The organism is Stenotrophomonas sp. CFBP8994 (assembly GCF_034044835.1).
GTDB classification, from domain to species: domain Bacteria; phylum Pseudomonadota; class Gammaproteobacteria; order Xanthomonadales; family Xanthomonadaceae; genus Stenotrophomonas; species Stenotrophomonas rhizophila_A.
In genome coordinates this window covers 752,884-778,104 of record NZ_JAXCWT010000003.1, presented here as the reverse complement: position 1 = coordinate 778,104, position 25,221 = coordinate 752,884, and the positions used below count along the sequence as shown (strand labels likewise).

At 65.8% G+C, this 25,221-nt stretch carries 25 protein-coding genes; 20 read left to right on the top strand and 5 right to left on the bottom strand.

The window, feature by feature from the left end:
• Positions 1 to 72 precede the first annotated feature (72 nt).
• Genes SOM39_RS11970 through SOM39_RS11945 form a run of 6 tightly spaced genes read left to right on the top strand, consistent with a single transcriptional unit; the run spans position 73 to position 8,025 of the window.
• The gene (locus SOM39_RS11970; RefSeq protein ID WP_068848713.1) at positions 73 to 165 is read left to right on the top strand and encodes a potassium-transporting ATPase subunit F; all 93 of its coding nucleotides are present in this window, start codon (positions 73 to 75) and stop codon (positions 163 to 165) included.
• Positions 166 to 177: 12 nt separating this feature from the next.
• Positions 178 to 1,890: a potassium-transporting ATPase subunit KdpA gene (gene kdpA, locus SOM39_RS11965; RefSeq protein ID WP_320458469.1), complete on the top strand. Its 1,713-nt coding sequence runs from the start codon at positions 178 to 180 to the stop codon at positions 1,888 to 1,890.
• Positions 1,891 to 1,901: 11 nt separating this feature from the next.
• Positions 1,902 to 3,953 (top strand): potassium-transporting ATPase subunit KdpB, encoded by a 2,052-nt coding sequence (gene kdpB, locus SOM39_RS11960; RefSeq protein WP_320458468.1) that lies wholly within the window; start codon positions 1,902 to 1,904, stop codon positions 3,951 to 3,953.
• Positions 3,950 to 4,627, top strand: a complete 678-nt coding sequence (gene kdpC, locus SOM39_RS11955) for a potassium-transporting ATPase subunit KdpC (RefSeq protein WP_320458467.1) — start codon at positions 3,950 to 3,952, stop codon at positions 4,625 to 4,627. The genes kdpB and kdpC overlap by 4 nt, the downstream gene beginning before the upstream one ends.
• Before the next feature lie 37 nt (positions 4,628 to 4,664).
• Complete coding sequence (locus SOM39_RS11950) at positions 4,665 to 7,325, top strand: sensor histidine kinase KdpD (protein WP_320458466.1); 2,661 nt, start codon at positions 4,665 to 4,667, stop codon at positions 7,323 to 7,325.
• Positions 7,306 to 8,025 (top strand): response regulator transcription factor, encoded by a 720-nt coding sequence (locus SOM39_RS11945; RefSeq protein WP_320458465.1) that lies wholly within the window; start codon positions 7,306 to 7,308, stop codon positions 8,023 to 8,025. Before SOM39_RS11950 ends, SOM39_RS11945 begins: the two co-directional genes overlap by 20 nt.
• A gap of 58 nt (positions 8,026 to 8,083) precedes the next feature.
• Here the strand turns inward: SOM39_RS11945 and SOM39_RS11940 are convergent, their stop codons facing one another.
• Genes SOM39_RS11940 through coaBC form a run of 3 tightly spaced genes read right to left on the bottom strand, consistent with a single transcriptional unit; the run spans position 8,084 to position 12,167 of the window.
• Entirely contained in the window at positions 8,084 to 10,426 is a 2,343-nt protein-coding gene (locus tag SOM39_RS11940; protein ID WP_320458464.1) for a phosphomannomutase/phosphoglucomutase, read from the bottom strand.
• Between the two features lie 14 nt (positions 10,427 to 10,440).
• Complete coding sequence (gene dut / locus SOM39_RS11935; RefSeq protein WP_093532951.1) at positions 10,441 to 10,914, bottom strand: dUTP diphosphatase; 474 nt, start codon at positions 10,912 to 10,914, stop codon at positions 10,441 to 10,443.
• A complete protein-coding gene (gene coaBC / locus SOM39_RS11930; protein WP_095362615.1) occupies positions 10,911 to 12,167 on the bottom strand; it encodes a bifunctional phosphopantothenoylcysteine decarboxylase/phosphopantothenate--cysteine ligase CoaBC in 1,257 nt (418 codons plus the stop codon). Before coaBC ends, dut begins: the two co-directional genes overlap by 4 nt.
• A 226-nt stretch (positions 12,168 to 12,393) precedes the next feature.
• Between coaBC and SOM39_RS11925 the strand changes: the two genes are divergently transcribed.
• The 13 genes from SOM39_RS11925 (at position 12,394) to SOM39_RS11865 (ending at position 23,111) form a co-directional block, all read left to right on the top strand.
• A complete protein-coding gene (locus SOM39_RS11925) occupies positions 12,394 to 12,627 on the top strand; it encodes a hypothetical protein (protein WP_320458463.1) in 234 nt (77 codons plus the stop codon).
• 116 nt (positions 12,628 to 12,743) lie between these two features.
• Positions 12,744 to 14,141 (top strand): hypothetical protein, encoded by a 1,398-nt coding sequence (locus tag SOM39_RS11920; protein WP_320458462.1) that lies wholly within the window; start codon positions 12,744 to 12,746, stop codon positions 14,139 to 14,141.
• A gap of 78 nt (positions 14,142 to 14,219) precedes the next feature.
• Positions 14,220 to 14,531 (top strand): DUF5076 domain-containing protein, encoded by a 312-nt coding sequence (locus SOM39_RS11915; protein WP_068848692.1) that lies wholly within the window; start codon positions 14,220 to 14,222, stop codon positions 14,529 to 14,531.
• Between the two features lie 136 nt (positions 14,532 to 14,667).
• Complete coding sequence (locus tag SOM39_RS11910; RefSeq protein WP_320458461.1) at positions 14,668 to 15,525, top strand: hypothetical protein; 858 nt, start codon at positions 14,668 to 14,670, stop codon at positions 15,523 to 15,525.
• 9 nt (positions 15,526 to 15,534) lie between these two features.
• A complete protein-coding gene (locus SOM39_RS11905) occupies positions 15,535 to 15,981 on the top strand; it encodes a hypothetical protein (protein ID WP_320458460.1) in 447 nt (148 codons plus the stop codon).
• 222 nt (positions 15,982 to 16,203) lie between these two features.
• Positions 16,204 to 16,701, top strand: a complete 498-nt coding sequence (locus tag SOM39_RS11900; RefSeq protein WP_320458459.1) for a suppressor of fused domain protein — start codon at positions 16,204 to 16,206, stop codon at positions 16,699 to 16,701.
• A gap of 127 nt (positions 16,702 to 16,828) precedes the next feature.
• Entirely contained in the window at positions 16,829 to 17,479 is a 651-nt protein-coding gene (locus tag SOM39_RS11895) for an SMI1/KNR4 family protein (protein ID WP_320458458.1), read from the top strand.
• 190 nt (positions 17,480 to 17,669) lie between these two features.
• Positions 17,670 to 18,050: a hypothetical protein gene (locus tag SOM39_RS11890; RefSeq protein WP_320458457.1), complete on the top strand. Its 381-nt coding sequence runs from the start codon at positions 17,670 to 17,672 to the stop codon at positions 18,048 to 18,050.
• Between the two features lie 590 nt (positions 18,051 to 18,640).
• Positions 18,641 to 19,339 carry a RadC family protein gene (gene radC, locus SOM39_RS11885; protein WP_320458456.1) on the top strand — a complete coding sequence of 233 codons (699 nt, stop codon included), beginning with the start codon at positions 18,641 to 18,643 and terminating at the stop codon, positions 19,337 to 19,339.
• 152 nt (positions 19,340 to 19,491) lie between these two features.
• Complete coding sequence (gene argS / locus SOM39_RS11880; protein WP_320458455.1) at positions 19,492 to 21,180, top strand: arginine--tRNA ligase; 1,689 nt, start codon at positions 19,492 to 19,494, stop codon at positions 21,178 to 21,180.
• 18 nt (positions 21,181 to 21,198) lie between these two features.
• Positions 21,199 to 22,059, top strand: coding sequence for an SPOR domain-containing protein (locus tag SOM39_RS11875; RefSeq protein ID WP_320458454.1), 861 nt, complete (start codon positions 21,199 to 21,201; stop codon positions 22,057 to 22,059).
• Positions 22,060 to 22,100: 41 nt separating this feature from the next.
• Positions 22,101 to 22,574 (top strand): type II toxin-antitoxin system PemK/MazF family toxin, encoded by a 474-nt coding sequence (locus SOM39_RS11870; RefSeq protein WP_095362608.1) that lies wholly within the window; start codon positions 22,101 to 22,103, stop codon positions 22,572 to 22,574.
• A gap of 180 nt (positions 22,575 to 22,754) precedes the next feature.
• Positions 22,755 to 23,111: a VOC family protein gene (locus SOM39_RS11865; protein ID WP_093534968.1), complete on the top strand. Its 357-nt coding sequence runs from the start codon at positions 22,755 to 22,757 to the stop codon at positions 23,109 to 23,111.
• On the opposite strand, the gene SOM39_RS11860 is transcribed toward SOM39_RS11865, so the two are convergent.
• On the bottom strand, positions 23,112 to 23,861 hold the full coding sequence (locus SOM39_RS11860) for an SDR family NAD(P)-dependent oxidoreductase (RefSeq protein ID WP_093534970.1): 750 nt from the start codon (positions 23,859 to 23,861) through the stop codon (positions 23,112 to 23,114). It lies immediately after the preceding gene.
• Positions 23,862 to 23,932: 71 nt separating this feature from the next.
• A complete protein-coding gene (locus SOM39_RS11855; protein ID WP_320458453.1) occupies positions 23,933 to 24,427 on the bottom strand; it encodes a hypothetical protein in 495 nt (164 codons plus the stop codon).
• A gap of 157 nt (positions 24,428 to 24,584) precedes the next feature.
• Between SOM39_RS11855 and SOM39_RS11850 the strand changes: the two genes are divergently transcribed.
• Positions 24,585 to 25,055 (top strand): DUF1456 family protein, encoded by a 471-nt coding sequence (locus tag SOM39_RS11850; protein WP_320458452.1) that lies wholly within the window; start codon positions 24,585 to 24,587, stop codon positions 25,053 to 25,055.
• The last annotated feature ends 166 nt before the right edge of the window (positions 25,056 to 25,221 follow it).

Sequence of the window (25,221 nt, the reverse complement as noted above, 5' to 3'; positions counted from 1 at the left end):
GGCAGGCGTGGAGCGTTTACGCCGTTGGGGAACACGATGGCGGCCTCCCTTCCCTACTACTGAGAACGCCCCGTGCCTGCCTGGCTTTCCTTCGTGAGCGGCGTGCTGGTGCTCGTTGCCGCCGCCTACCTGCTGTACGTCGTGCTTGCGCCCGAAAAGTTCTGATCGGAGCCGACCATGACCGAGATTCTGTTGATTGTGCTGGCCAGCATCGTGCTGGCCTTTCCGCTTGGGCTGTATCTGGCCCGGGTGATGCGCGGTGGGCCGATGCGCGGCGACGCGCTGTTCGGCTGGATTGAAAAGCCGCTGTACCGCGTGCTGGGGGTGAACCCGGCGCGCGGGATGTCCTGGCGTGGCTATGTGGGCGCGTTCCTGCTCAGCAACCTGGTCATTGCCGTGCTGGTGCAGGCGGTCTTCATGACCCAGGCCTGGCTGCCGTTCAACCCCGACCAGATTCCCAACATGCGCTGGGACACGGCGCTGCACACGATGGTGTCATTCCTCACCAACACCAACCAGCAGCACTATTCCGGCCAGGCGCAGCTGTCGTACTTCTCGCAGATGACCGCGATCACCGGCCTGCAGGTGGTCACCCCGATGATGGGGCTGGCACTGGTGGTGGCCACGCTGCGTGCGCTGTTCGGCGCCGCACCGGCAGCCGATGCGAGTGCGGACACCCTGCCGGCAGACCGCCGGATCGACGTGGGCAACTACTACGCCGACGTGGTGCGTTCGTGCGTGCGCTTCATGCTGCCGCTGTGCCTGCTGTGGGCGGTGCTGCTGACCAGCCAGGGCGTGCCCTCGACACTGGCCGGTGGCCCGAGCGCCACGCCAATCGATGCAACCGCGGGCATGGAAACCCAGAAACTGCCACTGGGCCCGGTCGCGGCGATGGTGGCGGCCAAGCAGCTGGGCACCAATGGCGGTGGCTGGTACGGCCCCAACAGCAGCATGCCGCTGGAGAACCCGACCCCGCTGTCCAACGCGCTGGAGCTGATCGGCATCCTGCTGATCCCGATCGCGGTGGTGTTCATGCTGGGTGCGTTCACCGGTCGCAAGCGCCTGGCGGCGCTGGTGTTCGGCTGCATGCTGGCGATGTCGAGCGTGTCGATCGCCGCCACGGTGTGGCTGGAGGGCCATTCGGCCACCGCCGCCAGCCCGCTGCTGATGGAAGGCAAGGAAGTACGCTTGGGTGCGGACGGCACCGGGTTGTGGGCGGCGATCACCACCCAGGTGTCCAACGGCTCGGTCAACGGCATGCATGACTCGCTGAGCCCGCTGGCCGGCGCGGTGCCGATGGTCAACATGTTGATCAACGCGATCTGGGGCGGCATCGGCTGCGGCCTGCAGCAGTTCATCGTGTACCTGCTGCTGGGCGTGTTCCTGGCCGGGCTGATGACCGGGCGCACGCCCGAGCTGCTGGGCCGCAAACTGGAAACCCCGCAGGTGAAGCTGCTGGCGCTGCTGGTGCTGCTGCAGCCGATCACCATCCTGGCGTTCACCGCGATCACCCTGGCCATTCCGTCGATCACCGGCACCTCCAACCCCGCGTTCCATGGGGTGAGCCAGGTGTTCTACGAGTACGTATCGGCGTTCGCCAACAACGGCTCGGGTTTCGAAGGGCTGGGCGATGCCACCCCGTGGTGGAACCTGAGCTGCACCCTGGTGCTGCTGCTGGGCCGCTACCCGGTGCTGGTGATTCCGCTGATCGTCTGCGCCCAGCTGGCCGCCAAGCGGCGTGCGCCGGAATCGGCCGGCACGCTGCAGATTGAAACCCCGACCTTCGCGCTGACCCTGATCGCGCTGATCGTCATCCTGACCGTATTGCAGTTCATGCCGGCGCTGGTGCTGGGCCCGGTTGCCGACCACCTGTCGCTGACGCTGCGCTGAGACGTGAAACCATGAGTACCTATCCCTTGAATGCAGCTCCTTCCCGCCGCCCGAGCCTGCTCGACGCAGCCGGCCTGCGCCGGGCTTTGCGCGATGCGGTGATCAAACTGTCGCCGCGCCACCTGGTGCACAGCCCGGTGATGGCGGTGGTGATGGTGGGCACGCTGGTGAGCCTGCTGGTCACGCTGACCGGCAACGCGCCGCTGGGCTTCGGCCTGGTGGTGACCGCGATCCTGCTGTTGACCGTGCTGTTCGGCAACTTCGCCGAAGCGGTGGCCGAAGCGCGCGGCCGCGGCCAGGCCGCCTCGCTGCGGCGTGCCCGCCAGGACCTCAGCGCGCGGCGGCTGGCCGCCGCCCACGCCGGGGCCAGCGAAACCCAGGTGCCGGCCGCCGAGCTGCGCCCGGGCGACCACGTGATCGTCAGTGCCGGCGAGCTGGTGCCGGCCGATGGCGAGATCGTGCAGGGCCTTGCGACCATCAACGAAGCGGCGGTGACCGGTGAATCGGCACCGGTGCTGCGCGAGGCCGGTACCGACCGCAGTGGCGTAATCGGCGGCACCAAGGTGCTGTCGGACCAGATCATCGTGAAGATCACCGCCGAGCCGGGCCACAGCTTCCTGGACCGGATGATCGCGCTGGTGGAAGGCGCCAACCGGCAGAAGACGCCGAACGAAGTGGCGCTGACCCTGCTGCTGGCCGCGATGACGCTGACCTTCCTGGTGGTGGTGGCAACCCTGCCCGCCATCGGCGCGTTCGTTGGGGTCAAGGTCGACCCGCTGCTGCTGATCGCGCTGCTGGTGTGCCTGATTCCGACCACCATCGGCGGGCTGCTGCCGGCCATCGGGATCGCCGGCATGAACCGTGCGCTGGCGGCCAACATCCTGGCCAAATCGGGCAAGGCGGTGGAAGTGGCCGGCGACGTGGACGTGCTGCTGCTGGACAAGACCGGCACCATCACCCACGGCGACCGCCAGGCGACCCACTTCCATGCCTTGGCGGGCATTGAAGCCTCGCAGCTGCGCGAAGCGGCGCTGCTGTCTTCGCTGGCCGACCCGACCCCGGAAGGCAAGTCGGTGGTGCGGCTGGCACGCGAACAAGGGTGCACCACGAGCGAGCCTGACAAGGCGGAGTACTTCGCTTTCAGCGCACAGACCCGCATGTCCGGCGTGGACCTGGACGGCGGCCGGCGCATCCGCAAGGGCGCGGCTGATGCGATCACTGCATATGTCCGCGAGCTGGGCGGCACCGTGCCGGCCGAGCTGGCCGGGCGGGTGGAACAGGTGGCACGCAACGGCGCCACGCCGCTGGTGGTGTGCGAAGGCCGCCACGTGCTGGGCGTGATCGAGCTGAGTGACGTGGTCAAGCACGGCATGCGCGAGAAGTTCGCGCAGCTGCGCGCGATGGGCATCCGCACGGTGATGATCACCGGCGACAACCCGCTTACCGCCGCGGCGATTGCGGCCGAAGCCGGCGTGGACGATTACATCGCCGAAGCGCGCCCGGAAGACAAGCTGGCCCGCATCCGCGCCGAACAGGCCGGTGGCCGGCTGGTGGCGATGGTGGGCGACGGCACCAACGACGCCCCCGCACTGGCCCAGGCCGACATCGGCCTGGCGATGAACTCGGGCACGCAGGCGGCCAAGGAAGCCGGCAACATGGTGGACCTGGATTCGGACCCGACCAAGCTGCTGGCGGTGGTGGAAGTGGGCAAGCAGCAGCTGATCACGCGCGGTGCGCTGACCACGTTCTCGCTGGCCAACGACGTCTCCAAGTACTTCGCGATCCTGCCGGCGCTGTTCGCCGCCACCCTGCCGGCCATGGCCACGTTGAACGTGATGCACCTGTCCAGCCCGCGCAACGCGGTGCTGGCGGCGCTGATCTTCAACGCCCTGGTGATTCCGGCCCTGATTCCGCTCGCCCTGCGTGGCGTGCGCTTCCGCCCGGCCACGGCCACCGCGCTGCTGCGCCGGAACATGCTGGTGTACGGGCTGGGCGGCGTGCTGCTGCCGTTCGCGGCCATCAAGCTGATCGACCTCCTCCTCTTCTCGGTATTTGGCGCATGAACCGCTCCGCTGCTGCTTCGCTTTCCCGCCCGGCGCGTGCGCGCGCCGCCACTCCGGTGTCATTGCAGCACACCGGTGCGCTGCGCCCGGCCATCGGCCTGGGCGTGGCCAGCCTGCTGCTGCTCGGCCTGGCGTATGCCGTGGCCACCACCGGCCTCAGTGCCGCGTTGTTCCCCGTGCAGGCCGAAGGCAGCCTGCTGCTGGACAACCACCAGGTGCGCGGCTCGCGCCTGGTGGCCCAGCCGTTCGTGGGCGACGGCTACTTCCAGGCGCGCCCGTCGGCGGCCAACTACGACCCGATGGCCGCCGCCGGCAGCAACCTGGCGCGCAGCAACCCTGCCCTGCAGGAACGCGTCGCCGAGGCGACCCGGGCCGTGGCAGCGCGCGAAGGCATTGCCGTGGATGAGGTGCCCGGTGATCTTGTGACCCAGTCCGGCGCGGGCATGGACCCCGAGCTGTCGCCGGCTGCGGCTGCGGTGCAGGTCAAGCGCGTGGCGGGCAACCGCGGCCTCAGCGTGGAACAGATGCAGGCGCTGGTGAAGGCGCATACGCAGGGCCCGCAATGGGGCGTGTTCGGGCAGCCCCGGGTGAACGTGATGACGTTGAACCTTGCCTTGGACGGGTTGAAGAACACCCAGGCGGCACCCGGTGCGACGGAGACGACTACGCGATGATGTCGCCTTGCCACCGAACGGCGCACACTCTGCCCCCATGACCGACTCCCGCACCCGACAGGCCGACGCACTGGTGGAGAGCCTGCAGCGCGAGGCCGGCGGCAAGCTCACCGTGTTCCTGGGCGCCGCCCCCGGCGTGGGCAAGACCTACAGCATGCTCGGCCGTGCGCACGAGCAGCTGCGCCGCGGCGTGGACGTGGTGGTTGGGCTGGTGGAAACCCACGGCCGCGCCGAGACCTCGGCGCTGCTGGAGGGCCTGCCGCAGGTGCCGCTGCTGCAGCGCGAGTACCAGCAGCATGCGCTGCAGGAAATGGACCTGGATGCGGTGCTGGCGCGGCGCCCGGCGCTGGTGCTGGTGGATGAGCTGGCCCACCGCAACGTGCCGGGCAGCCGCCACGAGCGGCGCTGGCAGGATGTGATGGAGCTGCTGGACGCCGGAATCGACGTCTGGACCACGCTCAACATCCAGCACCTGGAAAGCCTCAACGATGTGGTGATGCGCATCACCGGGGTGCGGGTCAGCGAGACCGTGCCCGATGCGGTGCTGGACCGCCTGCACGATATCGTGCTGGTGGACCTGCCGCCGCGCGAGCTGATCGAGCGCCTGCAGCAGGGCAAGGTGTACGTGCCCGAACAAGCCGCGCAGGCGCTGCAGGCGTTCTTCTCGCCCGCCAACCTGACCGCGCTGCGCGAGCTGGCGATGCAGGAGGCGGCCGACCGGGTCGACAACAGCCTGCGTGAGACCCGCGCCGCGCGCGGGGAAGGCAACCTGCCGCTGCGCCGGCGGGTGCTGGTGGCGATCGATGGCGGCGGCCAGAGCGAGTACCTGGTGCGCGTGGGCCGGCGCATTGCCGAGCGCCGCGATGCGCCCTGGACAGTGGTGACCGTGCAGCGCCGCCGCGAAGACGACAGCACCCGCCGCGAGATCGACGCGGCCTTCGCACTGGCGCGGCGGCTGGGCGGCGAGGCCGAGCTGCTGCATGGGCCCAGCATTGCCGATGCGCTGCTCGACCACGCCGCGCACAACAGCGTGTCCACCCTGGTGCTGGGCCGCACCCGCGAACGGCCGTTCGCACGCATGCTCAACCGCACGCTGACCCAGCAGTTGATCCAGCGCGGCGCGCACTTTGAAATCACCATCATCGGCACCCCGCAGGCACGCGCGCGTGCGCGCCGCCATGGGTTGTCGATGCCCACGCTGAGCACCGGCCGCGACACCGTGCTGGCGCTGGTGGCCACCGCGCTGGCCTGCCTGGTGGCGCTGGTGGCCGAACGCTGGGTGGGGCTGTACGACCTGTCGATGGTGTTCATCGTGGCGGTGGTGGTGGTGGCCGCGCGCAGCCGCACCAGTGCGGCGGTGATGGCCGCGGCACTGTGTTTCCTGGCCTACAACTTCTTCTTCATCGCCCCGCGCTTCACCTTTGCGATCAGCGCGCGCCAGGGCGTGATCACGGTGTTCCTGTTCCTGGTGGCGGCACTGGTGGCCGGGCGGCTGGCCTCGCGCCTGCGCATGCAGGTGGTGGCGCTGCGCGCGGCCAACCGGCATGCGAACGCGCGCCAGGTGCTGGGGGGCCAGCTGACCCGTGCCCCCAACAACGAAGCGGTGGCGCAGGCCGGGCGCGAGGCGCTGGAGCAGGCACTGGATGCGCCCGCCTGGTTGCGCATCGGTGCCGACACCAGCACCAGCGGCAGTGCTGCGCCGGGCGACACCGATCTGGCCGCGGCCGACTGGGCGCACCGCCACGGCCAGCCCAGCGGCCGCTTCACCGACACGCTGGCCGGCGCGGAGTGGTGGTTCCTGCCCCTGCTGGATGGCGACGAGCGCGCCATCGGCGTGGCCGGCATGCGCTTCCCGCGCAGTGCGCCGCGCTTGACCCCGGAACAGCGCCAGCTGGCCGAGGCGATGGTGGATGACGTCGCGCAGGCCGCGCTGCGCACGCGGCTGGTGGCGGACCTGGAACAGGCGCACGTGAGCAACGAAACCGAGCGTCTGCGGTCGGCACTGCTGTCGTCGGTCTCGCACGACCTGCGCTCGCCGCTGGCGGCAATGATCGGCTCGGCCGACAGCCTGTCCAATTATGCCGAGGCGATGGATGCCAGCGACCGCCGCGCACTGCTGGATACCATCCTGGTGGAAGGTGAGCGGCTGGACCGCTACATCCAGAACCTTCTGGACATGACCCGGCTGGGCCACGAAGGGCTGAAGATCAACCGCGACTGGATAGGCGTGGACGAGCTGGTCGGCTCGGCCGCGCGCCGCCTGCAGCGCTACCAGCCCGACGTACGCCTGCAGCTGGATATTCCCAGCACGCTGGGGCCGATCTGGGTGCACCCGGCGCTGGTGGAACAGGCGGTGTTCAACGTGATGGAGAACGCAGCGAAGTTCTCCCCGCCCGGCGCGGCGGTGGAAGTACAGGCGCGGCTGGTGGACGGCGAGCTGCGCATCGATGTGCTCGACGCCGGCCCCGGCATTCCCGACGACGAACGCGCGCGCATCTTCGACATGTTCTACAGCGTGGAGCGCGGCGACCGCGGCCGGCATGGCACCGGGCTGGGCCTGACCATCACCCAGGGCATGGTCGGCGCGCACGGCGGCAGCGTGCAGGCGCTGCCGGGCCGCGACGGACGCGGTACCCTGATCCGCATCACGCTCCCCCTGCTGCAACCCCACCCTGCCGATGACCCCGACGATTCCTGACCCTTCCCATGGCGTGCCACCGGCGCGCGTGCTGGTGATCGACGATGAAGCGCAGATCCGCCGCTTCCTCGACATCAGCCTGCGCGCGCAGGGTTACCGGGTGCTGCAGGCCGCGACCGGGCAGGCGGGACTGGAACTGCTGGTGGGCGAAGGCGCCGACCTGGTGATCCTGGATATCGGCCTGCCGGACATGGAAGGCCACCAGGTGCTGGCCGAGCTGCGCCAGTGGAGCCAGGTGCCGGTGATCATGCTGACGGTGCGCGCCAGCGAAACCGAGAAGGTGCTGGCACTGGACAACGGCGCCAACGACTACGTGACCAAGCCGTTCGGCACCCAGGAGCTGATGGCGCGGGTGCGTGCGCTGCTGCGCACGCGCACGGTATCGGCCGATGGAGTGTTGCCGCATTTCGATGACGGCCACCTGCATATCGACCTGGTGCGCCGCGAAGTGCACCTGGACGACGCACCCGTGGCGTTGACCCGCAAGGAGTACGCGTTGCTTTCGCTGCTGCTGCGCAACGCCGGCCGGGTAGTGACCCAGCCGCAGATCCTGGCCGAGATCTGGGGGCCGACCCACCAGCACGACACGCACTATCTGCGCATCCTGGTGGGCAAGCTGCGCCACAAGCTGGGTGATTCGGCGCTGGACTCGCGCTACCTGTTCACCGAGCCCGGCGTGGGTTTGCGGTTCAAAGGGTGATGGCCGACCACAGGTCGGGCATCACCCGGTAGGTACCGACCGTTGGTCGGTACTCCTTTCAGAACCCCAGTTCGACGCCCGGCAGCAGCGGCTGCAGCTGCTCGCGGAACAGGGTCTTGATGCGCTCCAGCGCGGCCTCGTCGTTGCCTTCGAAACGCAGCACCAGCACCGGGGTGGTGTTGGAGGCGCGCAGCAGGCCCCAGCCGTCCGGGAAGTCCGCCCGCAGGCCATCGATGGTGGACAGGCGCGCGCCGGCGAACGGCGAATCCTGCACCTGCGCGGCCGACACGAACATCGACACCAGCGCGTGCGGAGTACCCGATTCCACCGGCACCTTCAGCTCCGGGGTGGACACGCTGTCGGGCAGCTCGTCGAGCACTTCGGACGGGGTTTCTTCGCGCTGGGCCAGGATTTCCAGCAGGCGCGAGGCGGCATACAACCCATCATCGAAGCCGAACCAGCGCTCCTTGAAGAAGAAGTGACCGCTCATCTCACCGGCCAGCTCGGCATCGGTTTCGCGCATCTTGGCCTTGATCAGCGAATGCCCGGTCTTCCACATCATCGGGCTGCCGCCGTTGCGCAGCACGTAATCGGACAGCTTGCCGCTGCACTTCACGTCGTAGATCACCAGCGCGCCGGGATTGCGCTGCAGCACATCGGCCGCGAACAGCATCAGCAGGCGGTCGGCGTAGATGATCTTGCCTTCGCGGGTAACCACGCCCAAACGGTCGCCATCGCCATCGAAGGCCAGGCCGATATCCGCATCGAAGCGCTTCACGGTCTGGATGAGGTCTTCCAGGTTGTCCGGGTCGCTCGGGTCGGGGTGGTGGTTGGGGAAGGTGCCATCCACATCGCAGTACAGCGGAATGACTTCGGCACCAATGGCTTCCAGCAGCGGCTGGGCCAGTTCGCCGGCCACGCCGTTGCCGGCATCGGCCACCACCTTGATCGGGCGGTCCAGCTGCACGTCATCGGCAATGCGCTGGATGTAATCGGCGTTGACGTCGCGCTGCTGCAGGCTGCCCGGTTCGGCGACCACGTGCAGCTGGCCATCGCGGATGCGCTGGTACAGCTCGGTGATGGCATCGCCGGAGAGGGTCTCGCCGCCGACCACGATCTTGAAGCCGTTGTAGTCAGGCGGGTTGTGGCTGCCGGTGACGGCAACGCAGCTGCCGGCGCGCAGGTGGTAGCTGGCGAAGTACACCACCGGGGTGGGCGCCAGGCCGATGTCGGTGACATCGCAGCCGGCGCGGCGCAGGCCTTCGATCAGGCTGGCGCTCAGTTCCGGGCCGGACAGGCGGCCATCGCGGCCCACCACGATGTCGCGCAGCCCCTGCACCTGCAGCACCGAGCCGATGGCCTGGCCGATCAGCACCGCCACCTGCGGGGTGAGCTCGCGACCGATCACGCCGCGGATGTCGTAGGCGCGGAAGATGCCCTCCGGCACCTCATGGCCCGGGCCGGTGGGCAGCGGCGGCGGTGCCACGCCCGAACCGGCGGCCGGGGCCGGCTCCAGCAGCGGTTCCTGTACCAGGCTTTCGCGCAGGGTCGGACCGTGGTCGGCTTCGCTGGCGGCGGCACGGCGGCGCGGCAGGGGCACGCGGCCCTTGCCGAACTGCAGCATGCCGGCGATGGCCAGCAGCAGCAGCGCGACGATGATGGACGGAATCGCGCCCAGGCCCAGCGGACCCGGTTCGATGTCAGGCACGGCGGCGGCCAGGCGCAGGCCGGTCTTGCCGATCGGACGGGCCAGGCCTTCGGCGCCCTGCGACAGGGCGGTGTCGCCCTGCTCAATGATGTTGTGGGTGCCTTGGCGCAGCGCCAGGTAGCCTGCGGACGGCACGCGCACCTGGTCGAAGGTGCCGGTCAGGCGCAGCAACGGCTGGCGTACGTAGATCACGGCCGGCCCCGTGGTGCCCAGCTGCACCGGCACGGCAAGGCCCAGGCGCTGGCCACCGGCGTCGCGCACCACGCGCGCCACCACGGTGTCGCCGGCAATGGCCGATTCCAGCAGGCCCAGGCGGGCGTACCCGAAGGCCTTCGGATCGGCATAGGCCTGGTCCAGGTCGGCGGTGAGCACCTGCACCTCTTCGGTGCCCGGCCAGCCTTCACGCACGGCCAGTGCGGTCGCATCGGCATCGCCGGCGGCCAGCGCGGTACTGACCCGTTCGCTTTTCACCAGGGTGCCCAGCTGGCTGCTCTGCCCTTTGAGTGCGGCGTCCACGCCCTGCACGATCTGGTCGCGGGACTGTTCCAGCGCCTGCCCTACCGAGGCCTGCCGCCATTGCCGCACCCCGCTCCAGGCAAACCACAGCGCCAGCAGGGTCAGCAACCCCACCAGCAACAGCCCGTTACGCTTGCTTGTCAATCGCGGCTGTCCTTCCGCCGTTGCCTTGCTCATTGATGTTCCCCCTGTCAGCGCACCCCGGTATGGCCGAATCCACCCGTTCCCCTGGCGCTGTCGGTGAAAGTATCCACTACCTGCAGGCCGACGCGTGCAATCGGCAGCACAACCAACTGTGCAATACGGTCACCGGGTTGCAGCGTGAAGGCCTCGCGGCCGCGGTTCCAGGCGCTGATCAGCAGCGGGCCTTGGTAATCGGCGTCGATCAGGCCGGTGCCGTTGCCCAGCACGATGCCGTGGCGATGGCCCAGCCCGGAGCGCGGCAGCACTACCGCGCACAGGTTCGGATCTTCGATGTGGATGGCGATACCGCTGGGAATCAGCGCCGTATCCCCCGGCTGCAGGGTGAGCTCGGTTTCCAGCGCGGCGCGCAGGTCCATGCCGGCGCTGGCTTCGGTGGCGTAGGCCGGCAGCGGCCAGGTATCACCGAAGCGGGGATCGAGCAGCTTCACCTGCAACGCGTGCAGGGACGGGGCTTGGGTCATGCGTGCAACCTCTGGGCAATCAGGGACAACAGTTGTTCGGCAAGCAGCGCCTTGGTGGTACCGGGGAACACCTGCTCCCCGCCCTGCCAATAGGCGGTGGCTGCATTCTCATCGCTTTCGAAGCCGCCGTTTGTGATGCCCACCTGATTGGCGATCACCAGATCCAGCCGCTTGTCGACCAGCTTGCCGCGCGCGTACTTCTCCACATCGTGGGTTTCGGCGGCAAAGCCGACCACCAGCTTGAGCGCGTTGGTCTGCTGGGCCACCTCGGCCAGGATGTCCTGGGTGCGCACCAGCTCCAGCGTGAGGGTCTGGGTGCCGGCGGTCTTCTTCAGCTTCTGCGGGGCCACCTGGCGGGGGGTGTAATCGGAGACGGCGGCGGCGCCTATATAGATGTCGGCCGGCAGCGCATCCAGCACGGCGCTGCGCATCTGCGCCGCCGAGCGCACGTCCACCCGCTGCACCCCGGCCGGGGTGGCCAGGTGCACCGGGCCACTGACCAGCACCACCTGCGCGCCCTGGCGCACGGCAGCGGCGGCCAGCGCGTAGCCCATCTTGCCGCTGCTGCGGTTGCCCACGTAGCGCACCGGGTCCAGATCTTCATAGGTGGGGCCGGCGCTGATCACCACGCGCAGGCCTTTCAGTTCCTGGGGGGATTCGGGCGCATCGGCGGGTCCCTGCAGGGCGGCCAGCGCGGCCACGATGGCATGAGGTTCGGTCAACCGGCCGGGACCGGATTCGCCCTCGGCCAGCGGGCCGTCTTCCGGGCCGACCACCTGCGCACCGCGTTCGCGCAGCAGGCTGATGTTGGCCTGGGTGGCCGGGTGGAGCCACATGCGGTGGTTCATCGCCGGGCACACGGTGAGCGGCGCGGTGGTGGCCAGGCACAGGGTGGTGACCAGGTCATCGGCATGGCCGTTGGCCAGCCGGGCCAGCAGATCGGCCGTGGCCGGGGCGACGATGACGCGGTCGGCCCAGCGGGCCAGCTCGATATGGCCCATGGCCTGTTCGGCCGCGCTGTCCCACAGGGTGGTGCGGGTGGGCTGGCCGGACAGGGCCTGGAAGCTCAGCGGGGTAACGAACTGCTGGGCCCCGGCGGTCATGGCGACCTGCACCTGGGCCCCGGCGTCGCGCAGGCGGCGCACCAGTTCCAGCGACTTGTAGGCCGCGATGCCGCCACCCACGCACAACAACAGCTTCTGGCCTGCCAGCGGGCGCGCCTGCGCCGGGGAAGCCTGGGGGGAGTCAGCCACCTGCGAATTTCCTGTCGAACCGAGGCGATTAGCTTACCCGATGGGGTGTGCGGGGCTGATGCGCCAGGGGCATAAGGAGTGGGTTTTTGGTCATGAAGGCCTGGCGGGTGCCTCTCGTGGGGCTGCCTGCCCTTGCGGTATGCGAACATCCTGCCCTGACGACCTACCGGCGGACGGGGAATTACTCCGGCAGGTCAGCTCTGAAGCGTGACAAGGGAAAATCACGATGCCTGTTGAAGAAATTGCAGGAAGCCTGCTCGGCGGCATTGGGAGATTCATTGCCTGGATGTTCGTTGACCTGCTGTTCCATACCATCATATTGGGCACCGGCTATATGGTCCTCAGTGTGCTGGCGCCGAATAAGGAGCGTTCGGAGAATGCCTGTGCTGCTGCCGGTCTGATCACATGGGCTCTGATTGCGCTGACCGTGTTCGGAATCTATCGCGCCACACTGGCATAGCCGTCCAGGCAAGTTGACAACTTGTCCAGTGCATCGCGCGTTGCGGTTGTTAGCATTGAATGCAGTAGATCAAGGATCGTGAACTGCCTGTGGCCACCTCGTCTTCCCCAGTTGTATTGGAAACCCCCCTTAGCTGCGAGGACGCGTTCGCGGAGATCGAACGACGCGTTCTTGCCGGCGTGCATCCCGACCGCATCCGGTTGGGCCATAACGAGCGCGCCCTGTATTGGGTGTGCAACAGCAGCCTGCTTCACCATGACGGTCCGGACGAGGCCACGATTGTCGGGCGCATCGAGGCGCACCTGACGCTGATCTCCCTGCTGCTGGCCAAGGGTGCGGATCCCAACAAGGCAGCCGGACGTGGCGCCACACCCCTCTCGACCACCTGCCGGGACTTCATCTTCAGCCCGGCCCCCTGGGCGGTAGAGAAACTGCGCCGGCTGCTCGCGGCCGGCGCGAACCCGCGCCTGACCAAAGATTCGCCGATCTGCACCGTGCTTGGCCTGCGCGACATGCGCGGCGAAGTGTGGAACTCGGCGTTTGATGCGGATGCAGACCCGGCGGAGATGGGCTACATCTTCGAGGCCATCGACGCGCTGCTGCAGGCCGGCGCCAGCATTGAAGCCATGGACCACCGGCAGATGTACACACCGCTGTTGATCGGCGCGTACCTGGGTAGTGTGCCGCTGCTGCGGTTCCTCGCCGAGCGCGGCGCCAACGTACACGTTGTCAATCCCGCCGGTTCCAACGCGCTGATGTATGCGGCGGGCGATGTGGACGGACTGAAAGCCAGCCGCGGTGGCATCTCCACCACATGGCACCGGATGGGCGACCCGGTGGCCGTTGCCCGGCTGTTGATCGAATGGGGCCTGGATCCCGCCGCTGCCAACGAGCGCGGCCGCACGCCGCTTACGCTGGCGTTGAACGCCGGCAATGTTGACGTGGCTGCGGTGGTGGCAGAAGCCCTTTCGGGACACGGCAAACTTCTGAAGGCGGATGTGCGCCGGTTCAAAGGTACGGAGTTGGAGGCGCAGGTGGCAGCACTGGCCACCAGCGGCCGCACGAGCAAGCCGCCCAGGACACAGGCGAAGCCGGTGGGTGCCGCGCAGGCCGCTTCATGGGACCGCGCGCGCCAGAAGATGAACCACCCTGATGCATGGCAGCGCCCTGCGTGGTTCTGCGCATATAACAAAGCATTGTTCGAACACCTGGCCAGCGGCAGCCACCCGGCCATTCCGGTAAATCTGCTGTACGCCGATTACACCGACGCGCTACGCACGCTGCACCTGTCGAAGACCAAGGACTGGATCAGCCGCAGCGGCGTGGTGACGGTGCGGCCGGACATCGTGACCTGGGGGAGCCTGCGAATCAGCTATGCGCAGCTTGATGGAGATGACCTTGTCTGCCGAGAGGAGATCGTCATGCCGATGTCTCCCGAGCAACAGCCCAGCATCGAAGCGGTGGTGGAAGCCGTTGGGCAGTTAGGCGCCCGGCACTTGAAAATTGGTGTTTGACCCAACTAGATGGTTTCGCACGTCGCAACGTCGCAAGATCGCAACGCTCGTCCCCCCAGAGAATGAGACTCCAAACAAATGAACGAACGCCCTATTCCGGAGGCCGCTCTGGCGGATGAGCATTCAGTCGAGATGCTGAGAGTCTGGATCGCCGCAAAAGGGCTTCACTGTTCCTTGAAAGTTGGGATGTACAAGGAAGGGAAGACATCATTGGAAGAAAACGCCTGGGGCACCATCTTGGCAGACGTTGCACGTCACATTGCTGCCGCTCTGGAGGATGGATATGGCGTGGATCCTGAGGAGTCACTTCGCCTCATCAGGGCCAAGTTCGATGCTGAGCTCGGTGCCTCGCCACCGCGCATGACAGGCGGCTTTGTGCAAAAGCAGTGACGCCTCGCCCCTCCTTATGCCCCCCTTCGCGCCCGCATCAGCATTCAATGCGCCGGGCCCGTATATCATGAGGCCTCGAACGCAGCCTTCGGCTCCCTTGCACCTTGCAGGGGCATCAACTCGGGATCATGGCGGGATGAGTTCCAGTATCGACTACAATGTCTTAGCGTCGTGGTGCCAAGATGCCATTTCGATCCTGGCCAGTACCGGTGTGCCAGATAAGATTGTTGGCATGCAACGGACCGCAGTCGTAAAGCTCGCTGGATCGCCCGCTCTGTACTCAATTGCCGACAGCCTGGCAGAGGGACTCAGCCACCTCCCTGACGAGGAGCGGGTGGATGCCAGTAAAGTGCTGATCGAACGGCATGGCTTCGATTTCAACTTGTTTGTCGACAGGAATATGAGGAAGGTCTGTGCAGTATTGAGGCGTGGATCAATCAAGAATGATTCAGAGTTCAGAGTACTGGCCGACTTTTCCAGTGACACCACACACGACAGAATGATAGTTGACTTGGCAGACGGCCTCCTTGCCAGCTACCAGACGTCGAAGCGTGCATCTGAAGACTCCGACTTGTTGCGTATCGCCAAACAGATGGCTGCGTTAAGCCCCCTGGTGTCGCTGATCGACTCACAGGCAGCCGAGGAAATCCTTGCGGCTGCAGGAAAGGTTCACACAGAGAATAGTGAGTCAGTTCATTGGTGGACGGCGCTTCGAAGCGCAGAGACCATCCACTATGGAGATGACGTAGCTGCATGGGAGAATATCCTCTCCCAGAAGATAGGGGAGATGGACGGGAATTCATTGTTCGTTGCCATAACGGATGATGAGCAAGGACCATGGCCGGTGTTGCGGCTCGCCGACAAGCTCATCCTTGTTGAGCTCATCCAGAGCCTGCACTACTTCGAGTACATGGCCTTTCAGGAGGACGGGCGCAGACTTCTGTTTGATACCCACCACAACACAATCGTGTTCTCTTCAGCTCATACTCTCTAGAGGCGGCCCATGACGAACGATCTGGAGTCGCAAGCCGATCTGCAAGCGGTGCTGGGCCAAGTCCTCGAAGCCGCCTGTCTCGAGAACGATGTTTGTGAGAGAGCGATGCTCGCACTTGCCTTCTGCGACCTCCTCAGCCCCCGCCTTGACCACGATCAGAGGTCGGCTGTTAAAGCCGCTCGCGAGTTCTGGACGTTTCAGCGTTCCGAAGCCCGTGACAGTTGGCTCAAAGCCTACTCCTCCAAGCTGGACAGCCAAGGTCGGCTGGACACGGTGGATCGCATTGTCTGGAGTGCGCTGACGGCCCCAGACGGCCTCAGCTCCTACATGGGCGAGTTCCTCGTCGGACTCGCGTTCGAAGCAGGATTGAGCAGGAGCGCTGTGCTACAAGCGCTTTCAAGTAGCGTACCGGGATTTGGCGACGCGTGGAAACACCGAACACACGGCACATTCTGATCATTCTCCCGTGATACGCCAAACGACCGCGATGTGTGTCAATCTGTCAGCGACCTATAGGGCTCGTAGCCGCCTCCATGCCATCTTGATGCCTTCGATGATCTCCCTTCCGATGCTCGGGTTGACGGCGCTTCCAGCCACCGAGGGAGAGTCTTGATGTTGCCAGCATCCAGATACGTCGAAGTGCTTCGTCACCACTACGCAGAGGCATGGAGGGGAACGATGCGGGACACTGAATTCCCGACCAGCCCACACTCCAGGCTTTCACCGCTATTCGAAATCCTCAGCCTGCCGCCGGGTTCCGGTCGTGACATGTGGACCTACGCAACGGTAGGCATGTCCGAAGGGATGCGTAACCCAATCGAGCTTCATATGTTGAGTTTGAGTGCCAGTGCTGAAGTCCCTGAGTTGTTGGCGGCAGTTGCCAGCTATCACCGTGAAATCGGAGGCATGCGACTAGGCGACACGGTCGACTTTGGCAAGCCGTGGATCGGTGAATCGCCGTGTGATCACGGCCTCGTGTCACTTCCCTATATCGACGGGCCCACCACTGAGATTGCTGATCTTGGCAACGGGGCCAGAATCAGCTGCTACTGGCTTCTTCCAGTCACCAGATCCGAGGTTGATTTCAAGAAGGAGAATGGCCTGGACGCGTTGGAGACGTTGTTCGAGGCATCCCTGTTCGACTATCTTGAACCTCTTCGGGGGCCAGTGGTGTAGCACACGGCACTGTAGGGAACTCTCCGGGCGGTGCATCGCGGAATGGCCGCTGGCCCGCTGGACTGGGGCATGACTCGCGGCAGCCTCCGTCAGCTCGAAATCGCCATTGTTGTTGAGGGGATGATGAATGAGTAATGGCCCAGCCACGACGAAGCTGCTGGAACTCAGCTCGCCAGCCCTGTCGCCTGGCGGTACGGAGATGATGCGGGAAGCCTGCGCGCGGCTTGGCGGCGTACCCAAGGAGTTGGCGGACATTCTGGGCGAGAAGAACGGCTTTTACGCGTTCGAATCCGCACTGCATTTCTTCCCAGTCAACGACTCTGCTTCGAGCGTGGGACTTGATGCTTGGAATAGTGACTCCGGCTGGCGTGTGGAGTACGGCGAACTCGCCAGCAGTTGCCTGTTCTTCGCAGAGGATGTCTTTGGCGGTCAATTCTGCTTAAAGGATGGCAAAGTTTGGCAATTTGATCCGGAGACCGGAGAGCTGACCTTGCTTGGCGAATCGCTTGAGGAATGGGCGGCTGCCGTGCTTGGTGACTTCGCGTTTCTGACTGGCCATCCGGTTGCAAGGGAATGGCAACTGCTCCACGGCCCCCTGCCTGCGAAGATGCGTCTGGTGCCCAAGGTTCCGTTCGTGCTTGGCGGGCCGTTCTCCGTTTCCAATTTGTCGCCCATGGACTCGGAGCGGGCCATGAGGGTGCGTGGAAATCTTGCCAGACAGATCAGCAACCTTCCCGATGGCGAGAAGATTCGCCTCGTGACTGGGGAAGGTCTCTAGGCTGATCGTCGGTTGTCCGGCTCAACCACGGTTCTCCCCGATTGGCCGCGCGACCGCTCTCCAATGTCGCTGACTGCGCGCACCGCGATGCTGGTTCCGACAGCTCCAAATTTGGTGTTCAGTACCAAGATGCCAGCGGAGCTACCATTAAGTCTTACAACTTCCTGCTGGATCAGAACGGGACTCCTTGATGGCCACGAGATTTTTTTTATTGGTCTTGTTGCTTGGTATCGGATCTGCGTGCGCTTCACCGAAACCAAAGCAACAAACGCGAAAGCTCATTCAGGCCACTATCGTGGAGCGATCAGCTATCCCGCCCGTTAGCGGCTACCTGCGCACCTATGTGGGGTTCAAGGTTAAGGCAGATAGTTCTGAGCTTGATTTTTTCTATCCGTATTTTGAAGAGGGCAAACGCGTGCCTGGGGTCGGCGATGTCTGTGATCTCGCATATCACACGGAGTCAGTTGATGGCCATGTTGGAAACATCGCCATCAACGTCAAGGGTGCGAAAGTGGTTGACAGTTTTGAATGCGAATCAAAGGGGACGGAGATGGTTGATTTCCACCCATAACGCACAAGGCCCGCATCGCGGGCCTTGTCGCTTACCGAGCAGGAAGTGGCGAGATTTCTTGCGCAGTCGATGCAGGAAGGCGTTCTTCAACCAGATTCCGGCACTCGCATGTACCGCCTTACTCAGCCCGGTTGATCCCCGGGCGAACTGCCTTCGCCGTCTGAAACGTGCCAGAATTTAAGCGCGCAGCCCGATGGCAGCTCGCACCCGCAGACTCCGATCTTATTGCTTATAGCCAAGCATACGCCTGCGCTGAGCCCACTGGTGTCGCTGATCGACTCACAGAGTGCTGGGCAATCCTTGCGACTGCAGGAAATACTTGCACAGAGAGTGGCCATGAGAACGGGTTCAAAACTAACCTCGCAACTCTGAATCCAGGCACATCAGGCCCATTTTCCAGAGCGGGGATGGACCTCGACCTTCCAGCAGATAGCCCGTGCTTCCGCGAACTTAGAGATCGACAAGAGCGTGCTCGTCCAGACCACGACCTAGGGGCCAGTCAGCCTAGGTAAGTCTTCTCATAGTCCCTGACATTCTTATTGGGCACTTCCCTATCGCCCAAAGTCGCGAAGTGGTTAACACTGATCGGCATGACCATCAAGCACTGGCCGAAAGAAGATCGTCCTCGCGAGAAGCTTATGGGGCGCGGACCGGGGGCCCTCACCGATGCAGAGCTATTGGCGCTCTTCCTTGGAACCGGCTGCAACGGACTGAATGCACTGGAGCAAGCGCAGCTCCTGGTGCAGGCGCACGGTCCCCTCCGCCGTCTATTGGACATGGACGTGCGGCAGCTGAAGAAACTGCCCGGACTTGGACTTGCCCGGGCCTGCGAATTGGTCGCCGCACTTGAACTGACCGACCGCTATCTGCTTGCTGACTTGGAACGCGGAGAGAGCATGCTCGATGCAACGACCTCCATGCGCTACTTCAAGCAGCGCTTGCGCGGACGAAAGCAGGAGATCTTTGCCGCACTGTTCGTGGACACTCGAAATCGGGCCATCGCCTTCGAGGAGCTTTTCACCGGGACCATCGACTCTGCCGTGGTGTACCCCCGCGAGGTCGCGCGCCGCGCCTTGCTCCACAACGCGGCAGCCGTGATCGTTGGGCACAACCACCCCTCGGGAAATTCCACTCCCTCAGAGGCAGACCGCCAGATCACCCGGCAGCTGGTGGAGGCACTGCCCTTGGTCGGCGTGCGATTGGTCGACCACATCGTGGTGGGGGATGGCGCCCCGGTTTCTCTGGCATCCCTTGGCTGGCTCCGACGAGACCTCTCTTTCCGAAGCTGAACGGGCGGGTCAGCCCAGTCCCCCTGTCCTTAAGGCCTCCCGCCCCACCCCACGCCCGCCTTCCCGCCCCCGCTGTGCCCCGGTTCAATGGATCGGGGCGGCTTCTGGGCTAAAATTACCGATTCCGCCGCTCCAGTCTCAAAGCAGGCCCTGTGAAAAATCTCCTCCGCGCCCTGATCAGCCAAGGCATCGAAGCCTTGCGCGCCAACGGCACTCTGCCGGCCGACACCCTGACCCCGGAATTCGTGGTGGAACGCCCGAAGACTCGTGAACACGGTGATTTCGCCACCAATGCCGCCATGCTGCTGGCCAAGCCGGCGCGCAGCAACCCGCGCGCCCTGGCCCAGGCCCTGCTCGATGCGCTGCCCAAGAGCGACGATGTGCTGCGCGTTGAGATCGCCGGCCCGGGCTTCATCAATTTCCACCTCGCCCCCAGCGCCTACCAGCGCGAAGCGGCCGGCGTGCTCAAGGAAGGGGCTGATTACGGCCACAACCTGAGCGGCAACGGCCGCACGGTGGGTGTGGAATACGTGTCGGCCAACCCGACCGGTCCGTTGCACGTGGGCCATGGCCGCGCGGCGGCCATCGGCGACTGCCTGGCCCGCCTGCTGGATGTGAACGGCTGGAACGCCAAGCGCGAGTTCTACTACAACGACGCCGGCGTGCAGATCGAGAACCTGGCCCTGTCCACCCAGGCACGCGCCAAGGGCATCAAGCCCGACGACGCCGGCTGGCCGGAAGGCGGCTACCGCGGCGATTACATCGAAGACGTGGCCAAGGCCTACCTGGCCGGCGCCACCGTGGAGCTGGAAGGCCATGCGGTGGTGGGCGAGCGCGACCCGGACAACCTGGACGCGATCCGCCGCTTTGCCGTGGCTTACCTGCGCAACGAGCAGAACCAGGACCTGGCCGCCTTCGGAGTGGATTTCGACATCTACTTCCTGGAGAGCTCGCTGTACAAGGACGGCAAGGTCGAAGAGACCGTGGCCCAGCTCACGGCCGCTGGCCATACCTACGAGGAAGGCGGCGCGCTGTGGCTGCGCTCCACCGATTTCGGTGACGACAAGGACCGCGTGATGCGCAAGTCCGACGGCACCTACACCTACTTCCTGCCGGACGTGGCCTACCACCTGAGCAAGTGGCAGCGCGGCTATGAGCGCGCCATCACCGAGCTGGGCGCGGACCACCACGGTTCGCTGGCGCGCGTGCGCGCCGGCCTGCAGGCGCTGGACGTGGGCATTCCCAAGGGCTGGCCGGAGTACGTGCTGCACCAGATGGTGACGGTGATGCGCGGCGGCGAGGAAGTGAAGCTGTCCAAGCGGGCCGGCAGCTACCTGACTCTTCGCGACCTGATCGAGGAAGCCGGCCGCGATGCCACCCGCTGGTTCCTGATTGCGCGCAAGCCCGATTCGCAGCTGACCTTCGATATCGACCTGGCCCGCCAGCAAAGCAATGACAACCCGGTGTTCTACGTGCAGTATGCGCACGCCCGCGTGTGCAGCCTGCTGCGCCAGGCACAGGAGAAGGGGCTGTCGTACACCCCGGCCGAGGGTCTTGCCGGGCTGTCGACGCTGCACGACGAGCCTTCGCTGTGGCTGATGGTGGAAATGTCGCGCTTCCCGGAAGTGGTGGAAGCGGCCGGCATCGCGCTGGAACCGCACCTGATCGCGCAGTACCTGCGTGAATTGGCGCACGCCTTCCACACGTGGTATCACGGCACGCAGGTGCTGGTGGCTGACGAGGCCGAGCGCAATGCCAAGCTGACGCTGGCGTGTGCCGCTCGCCAGGTGCTGGCCAATGGTCTGAACATCCTGGGCGTTTCCGCCCCGGAAAAAATGTAAGCAGTGGAGAAGCAGTAAATGGCAGCACGACGCGGCAAGACCCAGGCCCGACGCAACACCAGCCAAGGCACGCCCGGATGGGTGTGGCTGGTGGCTGGCGTGGCGATTGCCGCGGTGGTGTTCCTGGCGGCACCGAACCTGTTCAAGAACGATGGCGACGGCTTCCTGCGGGTAGGCCCGCAGCCGGACCCGAACGCGCAGCCGGCCCCGGTCAGCGACGCGGACACCGACGTGGGCGCCGAACTGCCCAAGCCGGGTGCGGCCGCCAAACCTGCCGAGCCGGCCAAGCCCGCCGCCACGCAGTACGACTTCTACACCCTGCTTCCGGGCAAGGAAGTGGAAATGTCCGATGCGGAGCTGGCCGCCAGCGCGCGTGCCGAAGACCAGCGCCGGGCCAAGGCCGAAGCGCAGCGCGCGCAGGCCGCGCTGGAAGGCCGCCCGGTTCCCGCGGCCACGCCGGCACAGACCACTGCAACGGCTACCACAGCCACCGCCACCACTGCACCGGCCCCGTTGCCGGCGCCGGTGGCCGAGCGCCCGGCGGCAGCCGCTGCACAGCCGAAGCCGGTTGCGGCTGCGGCCACGCCCAAGCCGGAAACCCCTGCTGCGGCCGCGCCGGTTACGGCGGCAGCAGAGCCGGCGAACAACGTGCGTTACATCCTGCAGGCCGGCGCCTTCGGGGCATCGGGCGATGCCGAAGCCACCAAGGCCAAGCTCGCCATGATCGGCCTGGCGGCGCGGGTGGAATCGGCGCAGATCAACGGCAAGACCGTATACCGCGTGCGCATGGGCCCGTACGGCACCGCCGGCGAGCTGGCAGAAGCCAAGCAGAAGCTGGACGGTACCGGGTTGCAGGCGATGGCGATCAAGGCGCAGTAACTACGCGAGTTGATCGCACGTTTCAGCCAGGAGGGCGCGGGATGAGTTTGCGGTACCAGCCAAAGGTGGGTGAAATCGTGGAATGCGATTTTGGCCAGTTCCCGAACCCTCCGATCGAGCCGAGGGCCAATGGCCGGATACCGAACGAAATGCGCAAGCGGCGTCTGTCGGCAGTATTGAATGGACGACTACCCAACGGCTGTGTGCTGGTGGTGCCGTTGTCGTCGTCACACAACTCCGATGCAGTGGAACGTGGGTACCACGTATTGCTGGACGCATCGCTGGTTCCGGTCACCCATGCCTACGATCCCCGTGATCGATGGGCCATTGCCGAATGTGTAACCCACGTATCGCGCGACCGCCTTTACCCTCTTCGCGATCGCAACGGGCCGTTGAAGGTTCAGCTGCCCCGCCAGATCGTCGCAGACATCCAGCGGGCCGTGCTGCGGAGCTGTAGTGGCCTTTCGCTTCTCGCCCGGGAACCCGCGCCGGAGGCGGCGCCGCAGCTTGCCTGAACGCAGAGTGGGGAGGTGTTTGACCTGGCCATGCCATGGAGGTAGGATCCCGCTATTGGCCTTCGAGCCCGTAGCTTCACCTATTTGGCCTTGAGCCTTGAAAAAGCCCCGCACTGCGGGGCTTTTTCTTTGGGCAGCCGAATGCGGCATGCTGGCGCCTCCACATTCCGGGAAGCGCCCATGGGCACGTCTGAAGGCAACAACCACCGCATCGACAACATCGAATTCAACGTGGCTGACATCGCGCGCAGCAAGGCGTTCTACGGCGAGGTGTTCGGTTGGACCTTCACCGATTACGGCCCGGGCTACACCGAATTCAACGACGGCCGCCTGCGCGGTGGCTTCACCACCGATGGGCCGGTACGCGCTGGCGGGCCGCTGGTGATCCTGTATGCCGATGACCTCGACGCCACGCAGGCGCGGGTGGAAAAGGCCGGTGCGGCCATTTCCACGCCGGCCTTCGACTTCCCGGGCGGGCGCCGGTTCCATTTCCACGACCCCGATGGGTATGAGCTCGCGGTATGGACGGCGGCCTGATCAGTCGCGGGCTACCTGGAATCCGGCAAACGACTGGCTGACCGGCATCAGTTCGAGGCGGTTGATGTTCAGGTGCGCCGGCAGGTTGGCCACCCAGAAGATCTGCTCGGCGATGTCCTCGGCGGTCATCGGGTTGGCGCCGGTGTAGAGCGTGTCCGAGGCGGCCTGGTTGCCGTGGGTGCGGACCAGGGTGAATTCGGTCTCGGCCATGCCCGGTTCGATGGTGGTCACGCGCACGCCGGTGCCGTGCAGGTCCGAGCGCAGGCCCAGCGAGAACTGGCTGACGAAGGCCTTGGTGCCGCCGTAGGCGTTGCCGCCCGGGTAGGGGTACACGCCGGCCACCGAGCTGATGTTGATGATGGCGCCCTTGCGCGCCACCAGCTGCGGCAGCAGGCGGTGGGTGAGCGTGACCAGCGCGGTGACGTTGGTGTCGATCATGGTGCGCCAGTCTTCCAGCGAGGCGCTCTGGGCCGGGGCGGTGCCTTGGGCCAGGCCGGCGTTGTTGACCAGAAGGTCGATGTCGGCGAAGCCGGCCGGCAACGCGGCCAGGGCCGCTTCCATCGCGGCGTTGTCGCGCACGTCGAAGACCGCCGCATGTACGCGCTCGGGTCCGTAAGCATCGACCAGCGGCTGCAGCCGTTCGGCACGGCGCCCGGTGGCGATGACGCGCCAGCCGGCCTGGGCGAAACGATGGACGGCGGCGGCGCCAAAGCCGGAAGTGGCGCCGGTAATCAGAGCGGTACGGGTCATCGGGGGTCTCCGTGGGATTCCCGACCATTTTCGCACCCTGCGCCGCGCTGTGTTGGCGGGCGCTGGCGGAATCAGCGGATGCGGAACACCCGGGCCTTGGGCAGGTCTTCATCCACCTGCAGGAACCAGCGCCCGGCAATGCCCGGCACCACCACGATGGGCGGGTTGCTGCGGCTGGCCTTGAGCTTCATCTCGCCCTTGAGCACCTGCCACTGCTGGCCGTTGTCGAGGGTGAACACGGTGCCCGGCTGCCAGCCATCCACCTGCCCGGTGACGCTGGCATGGATGGGGCCATCGTCCAGGCCGGGGAACATCGGGGCCGGGGTGGGCGCGCCGGGCAGCGGTGCCGGGGCTGCCGCGGCAACCACCGGAGCCGGCGCCGGGGCGCGGGCGTCGGCCTCGCGCAGCAGGCGGTTCAGGGTCTGCAGCTGGGCGGGGGTGAGCCCCACGTCGGCCAGCTGCTGCGGGTCCACGCGCTGTTCGATCGCCACATACGGGGCCTGGGCCGAGGCCGCCGCGGCCAGCCAGACCATGCCCACACCCGCCAGAACCTGCCACCTGCGCATTGCCTGCTCCACTGCCTGTTGATGCCTGAGGAGCGCACTGTGCTTCACTTTCATGGCAGCCAGATGACAGCCGCAACCGGCCGTTTCGGGGCCCGGCGGCTGGTGGGGGTAAAATGGCGGCCAGCCACGCAGCCGCGTCGGCGGTATTGGACGTCTCATGATCAACAACGATGTACTGCGCAGCATCCGTTACATGCTCGACCTGAGCGACGGAAAGATTGCGGAAATCTGTGCCCTGGCCGACCCGGCCTTCGTGGTGGACAAGGCCGATGTGCCCGGTTGGCTGCGCAAGGAAGACGAGGAAGGGTTCGCGGCCTGCGATGACCGCACGCTGGCGCACTTCCTGGATGGGCTGATCGTGCAGTTCCGTGGCCGCGATGAAAGCCAGCCGCTGCGCCCGGTGGAAAAGCGCATCACCAACAACCTGGTGCTGAAGAAGCTGCGGGTGGCCTTCGAGCTGAAGGATGTGGATATGCATTCGATCTTCGAGAGCGCGGGGTTCCCGGTGTCGAAGCCGGAGCTGTCGGCGTTGTTCCGGCAGCCGGATCATAAGAATTTCCGCGCGTGCGGCGATCAGCTGCTGCGTAATTTCCTGAAGGGTTTGACGCTGCGCGTTCGTCAGGCATAAGTCGACGCTCCGTTTGCGGTCCATGCGTTAAAGGGCCGATTGACCGTATCGGCAGTCGTTTGGGAACCGACCCTACCCTCCCGGCGCGCCGACGGGCAGGTTTTTGCGCACCGGCCCTGGTCGGTGCGCATTGGCGATGCGGCATGGGCGACGCCGGTAGGGTCGC

Coding starts and splice junctions, on each gene's coding strand:
- kdpA (WP_320458469.1), top strand. CDS start 178: ATGACCGAGATTCTGTTGATTGTGCTGGCCAGCATCGTGCTGGCCTTT.
- kdpB (WP_320458468.1), top strand. CDS start 1,902: ATGAGTACCTATCCCTTGAATGCAGCTCCTTCCCGCCGCCCGAGCCTG.
- kdpC (WP_320458467.1), top strand. CDS start 3,950: ATGAACCGCTCCGCTGCTGCTTCGCTTTCCCGCCCGGCGCGTGCGCGC.
- SOM39_RS11950 (WP_320458466.1), top strand. CDS start 4,665: ATGACCGACTCCCGCACCCGACAGGCCGACGCACTGGTGGAGAGCCTG.
- SOM39_RS11945 (WP_320458465.1), top strand. CDS start 7,306: ATGACCCCGACGATTCCTGACCCTTCCCATGGCGTGCCACCGGCGCGC.
- SOM39_RS11940 (WP_320458464.1), bottom strand. CDS start 10,426: ATGAGCAAGGCAACGGCGGAAGGACAGCCGCGATTGACAAGCAAGCGT.
- dut (WP_093532951.1), bottom strand. CDS start 10,914: ATGACCCAAGCCCCGTCCCTGCACGCGTTGCAGGTGAAGCTGCTCGAT.
- SOM39_RS11925 (WP_320458463.1), top strand. CDS start 12,394: ATGCCTGTTGAAGAAATTGCAGGAAGCCTGCTCGGCGGCATTGGGAGA.
- SOM39_RS11915 (WP_068848692.1), top strand. CDS start 14,220: ATGAACGAACGCCCTATTCCGGAGGCCGCTCTGGCGGATGAGCATTCA.
- SOM39_RS11910 (WP_320458461.1), top strand. CDS start 14,668: ATGAGTTCCAGTATCGACTACAATGTCTTAGCGTCGTGGTGCCAAGAT.
- SOM39_RS11905 (WP_320458460.1), top strand. CDS start 15,535: ATGACGAACGATCTGGAGTCGCAAGCCGATCTGCAAGCGGTGCTGGGC.
- SOM39_RS11900 (WP_320458459.1), top strand. CDS start 16,204: ATGCGGGACACTGAATTCCCGACCAGCCCACACTCCAGGCTTTCACCG.
- SOM39_RS11895 (WP_320458458.1), top strand. CDS start 16,829: ATGAGTAATGGCCCAGCCACGACGAAGCTGCTGGAACTCAGCTCGCCA.
- SOM39_RS11890 (WP_320458457.1), top strand. CDS start 17,670: ATGGCCACGAGATTTTTTTTATTGGTCTTGTTGCTTGGTATCGGATCT.
- radC (WP_320458456.1), top strand. CDS start 18,641: ATGACCATCAAGCACTGGCCGAAAGAAGATCGTCCTCGCGAGAAGCTT.
- SOM39_RS11875 (WP_320458454.1), top strand. CDS start 21,199: ATGGCAGCACGACGCGGCAAGACCCAGGCCCGACGCAACACCAGCCAA.
- SOM39_RS11870 (WP_095362608.1), top strand. CDS start 22,101: ATGAGTTTGCGGTACCAGCCAAAGGTGGGTGAAATCGTGGAATGCGAT.
- SOM39_RS11865 (WP_093534968.1), top strand. CDS start 22,755: ATGGGCACGTCTGAAGGCAACAACCACCGCATCGACAACATCGAATTC.
- SOM39_RS11860 (WP_093534970.1), bottom strand. CDS start 23,861: ATGACCCGTACCGCTCTGATTACCGGCGCCACTTCCGGCTTTGGCGCC.
- SOM39_RS11855 (WP_320458453.1), bottom strand. CDS start 24,427: ATGCGCAGGTGGCAGGTTCTGGCGGGTGTGGGCATGGTCTGGCTGGCC.
- SOM39_RS11850 (WP_320458452.1), top strand. CDS start 24,585: ATGATCAACAACGATGTACTGCGCAGCATCCGTTACATGCTCGACCTG.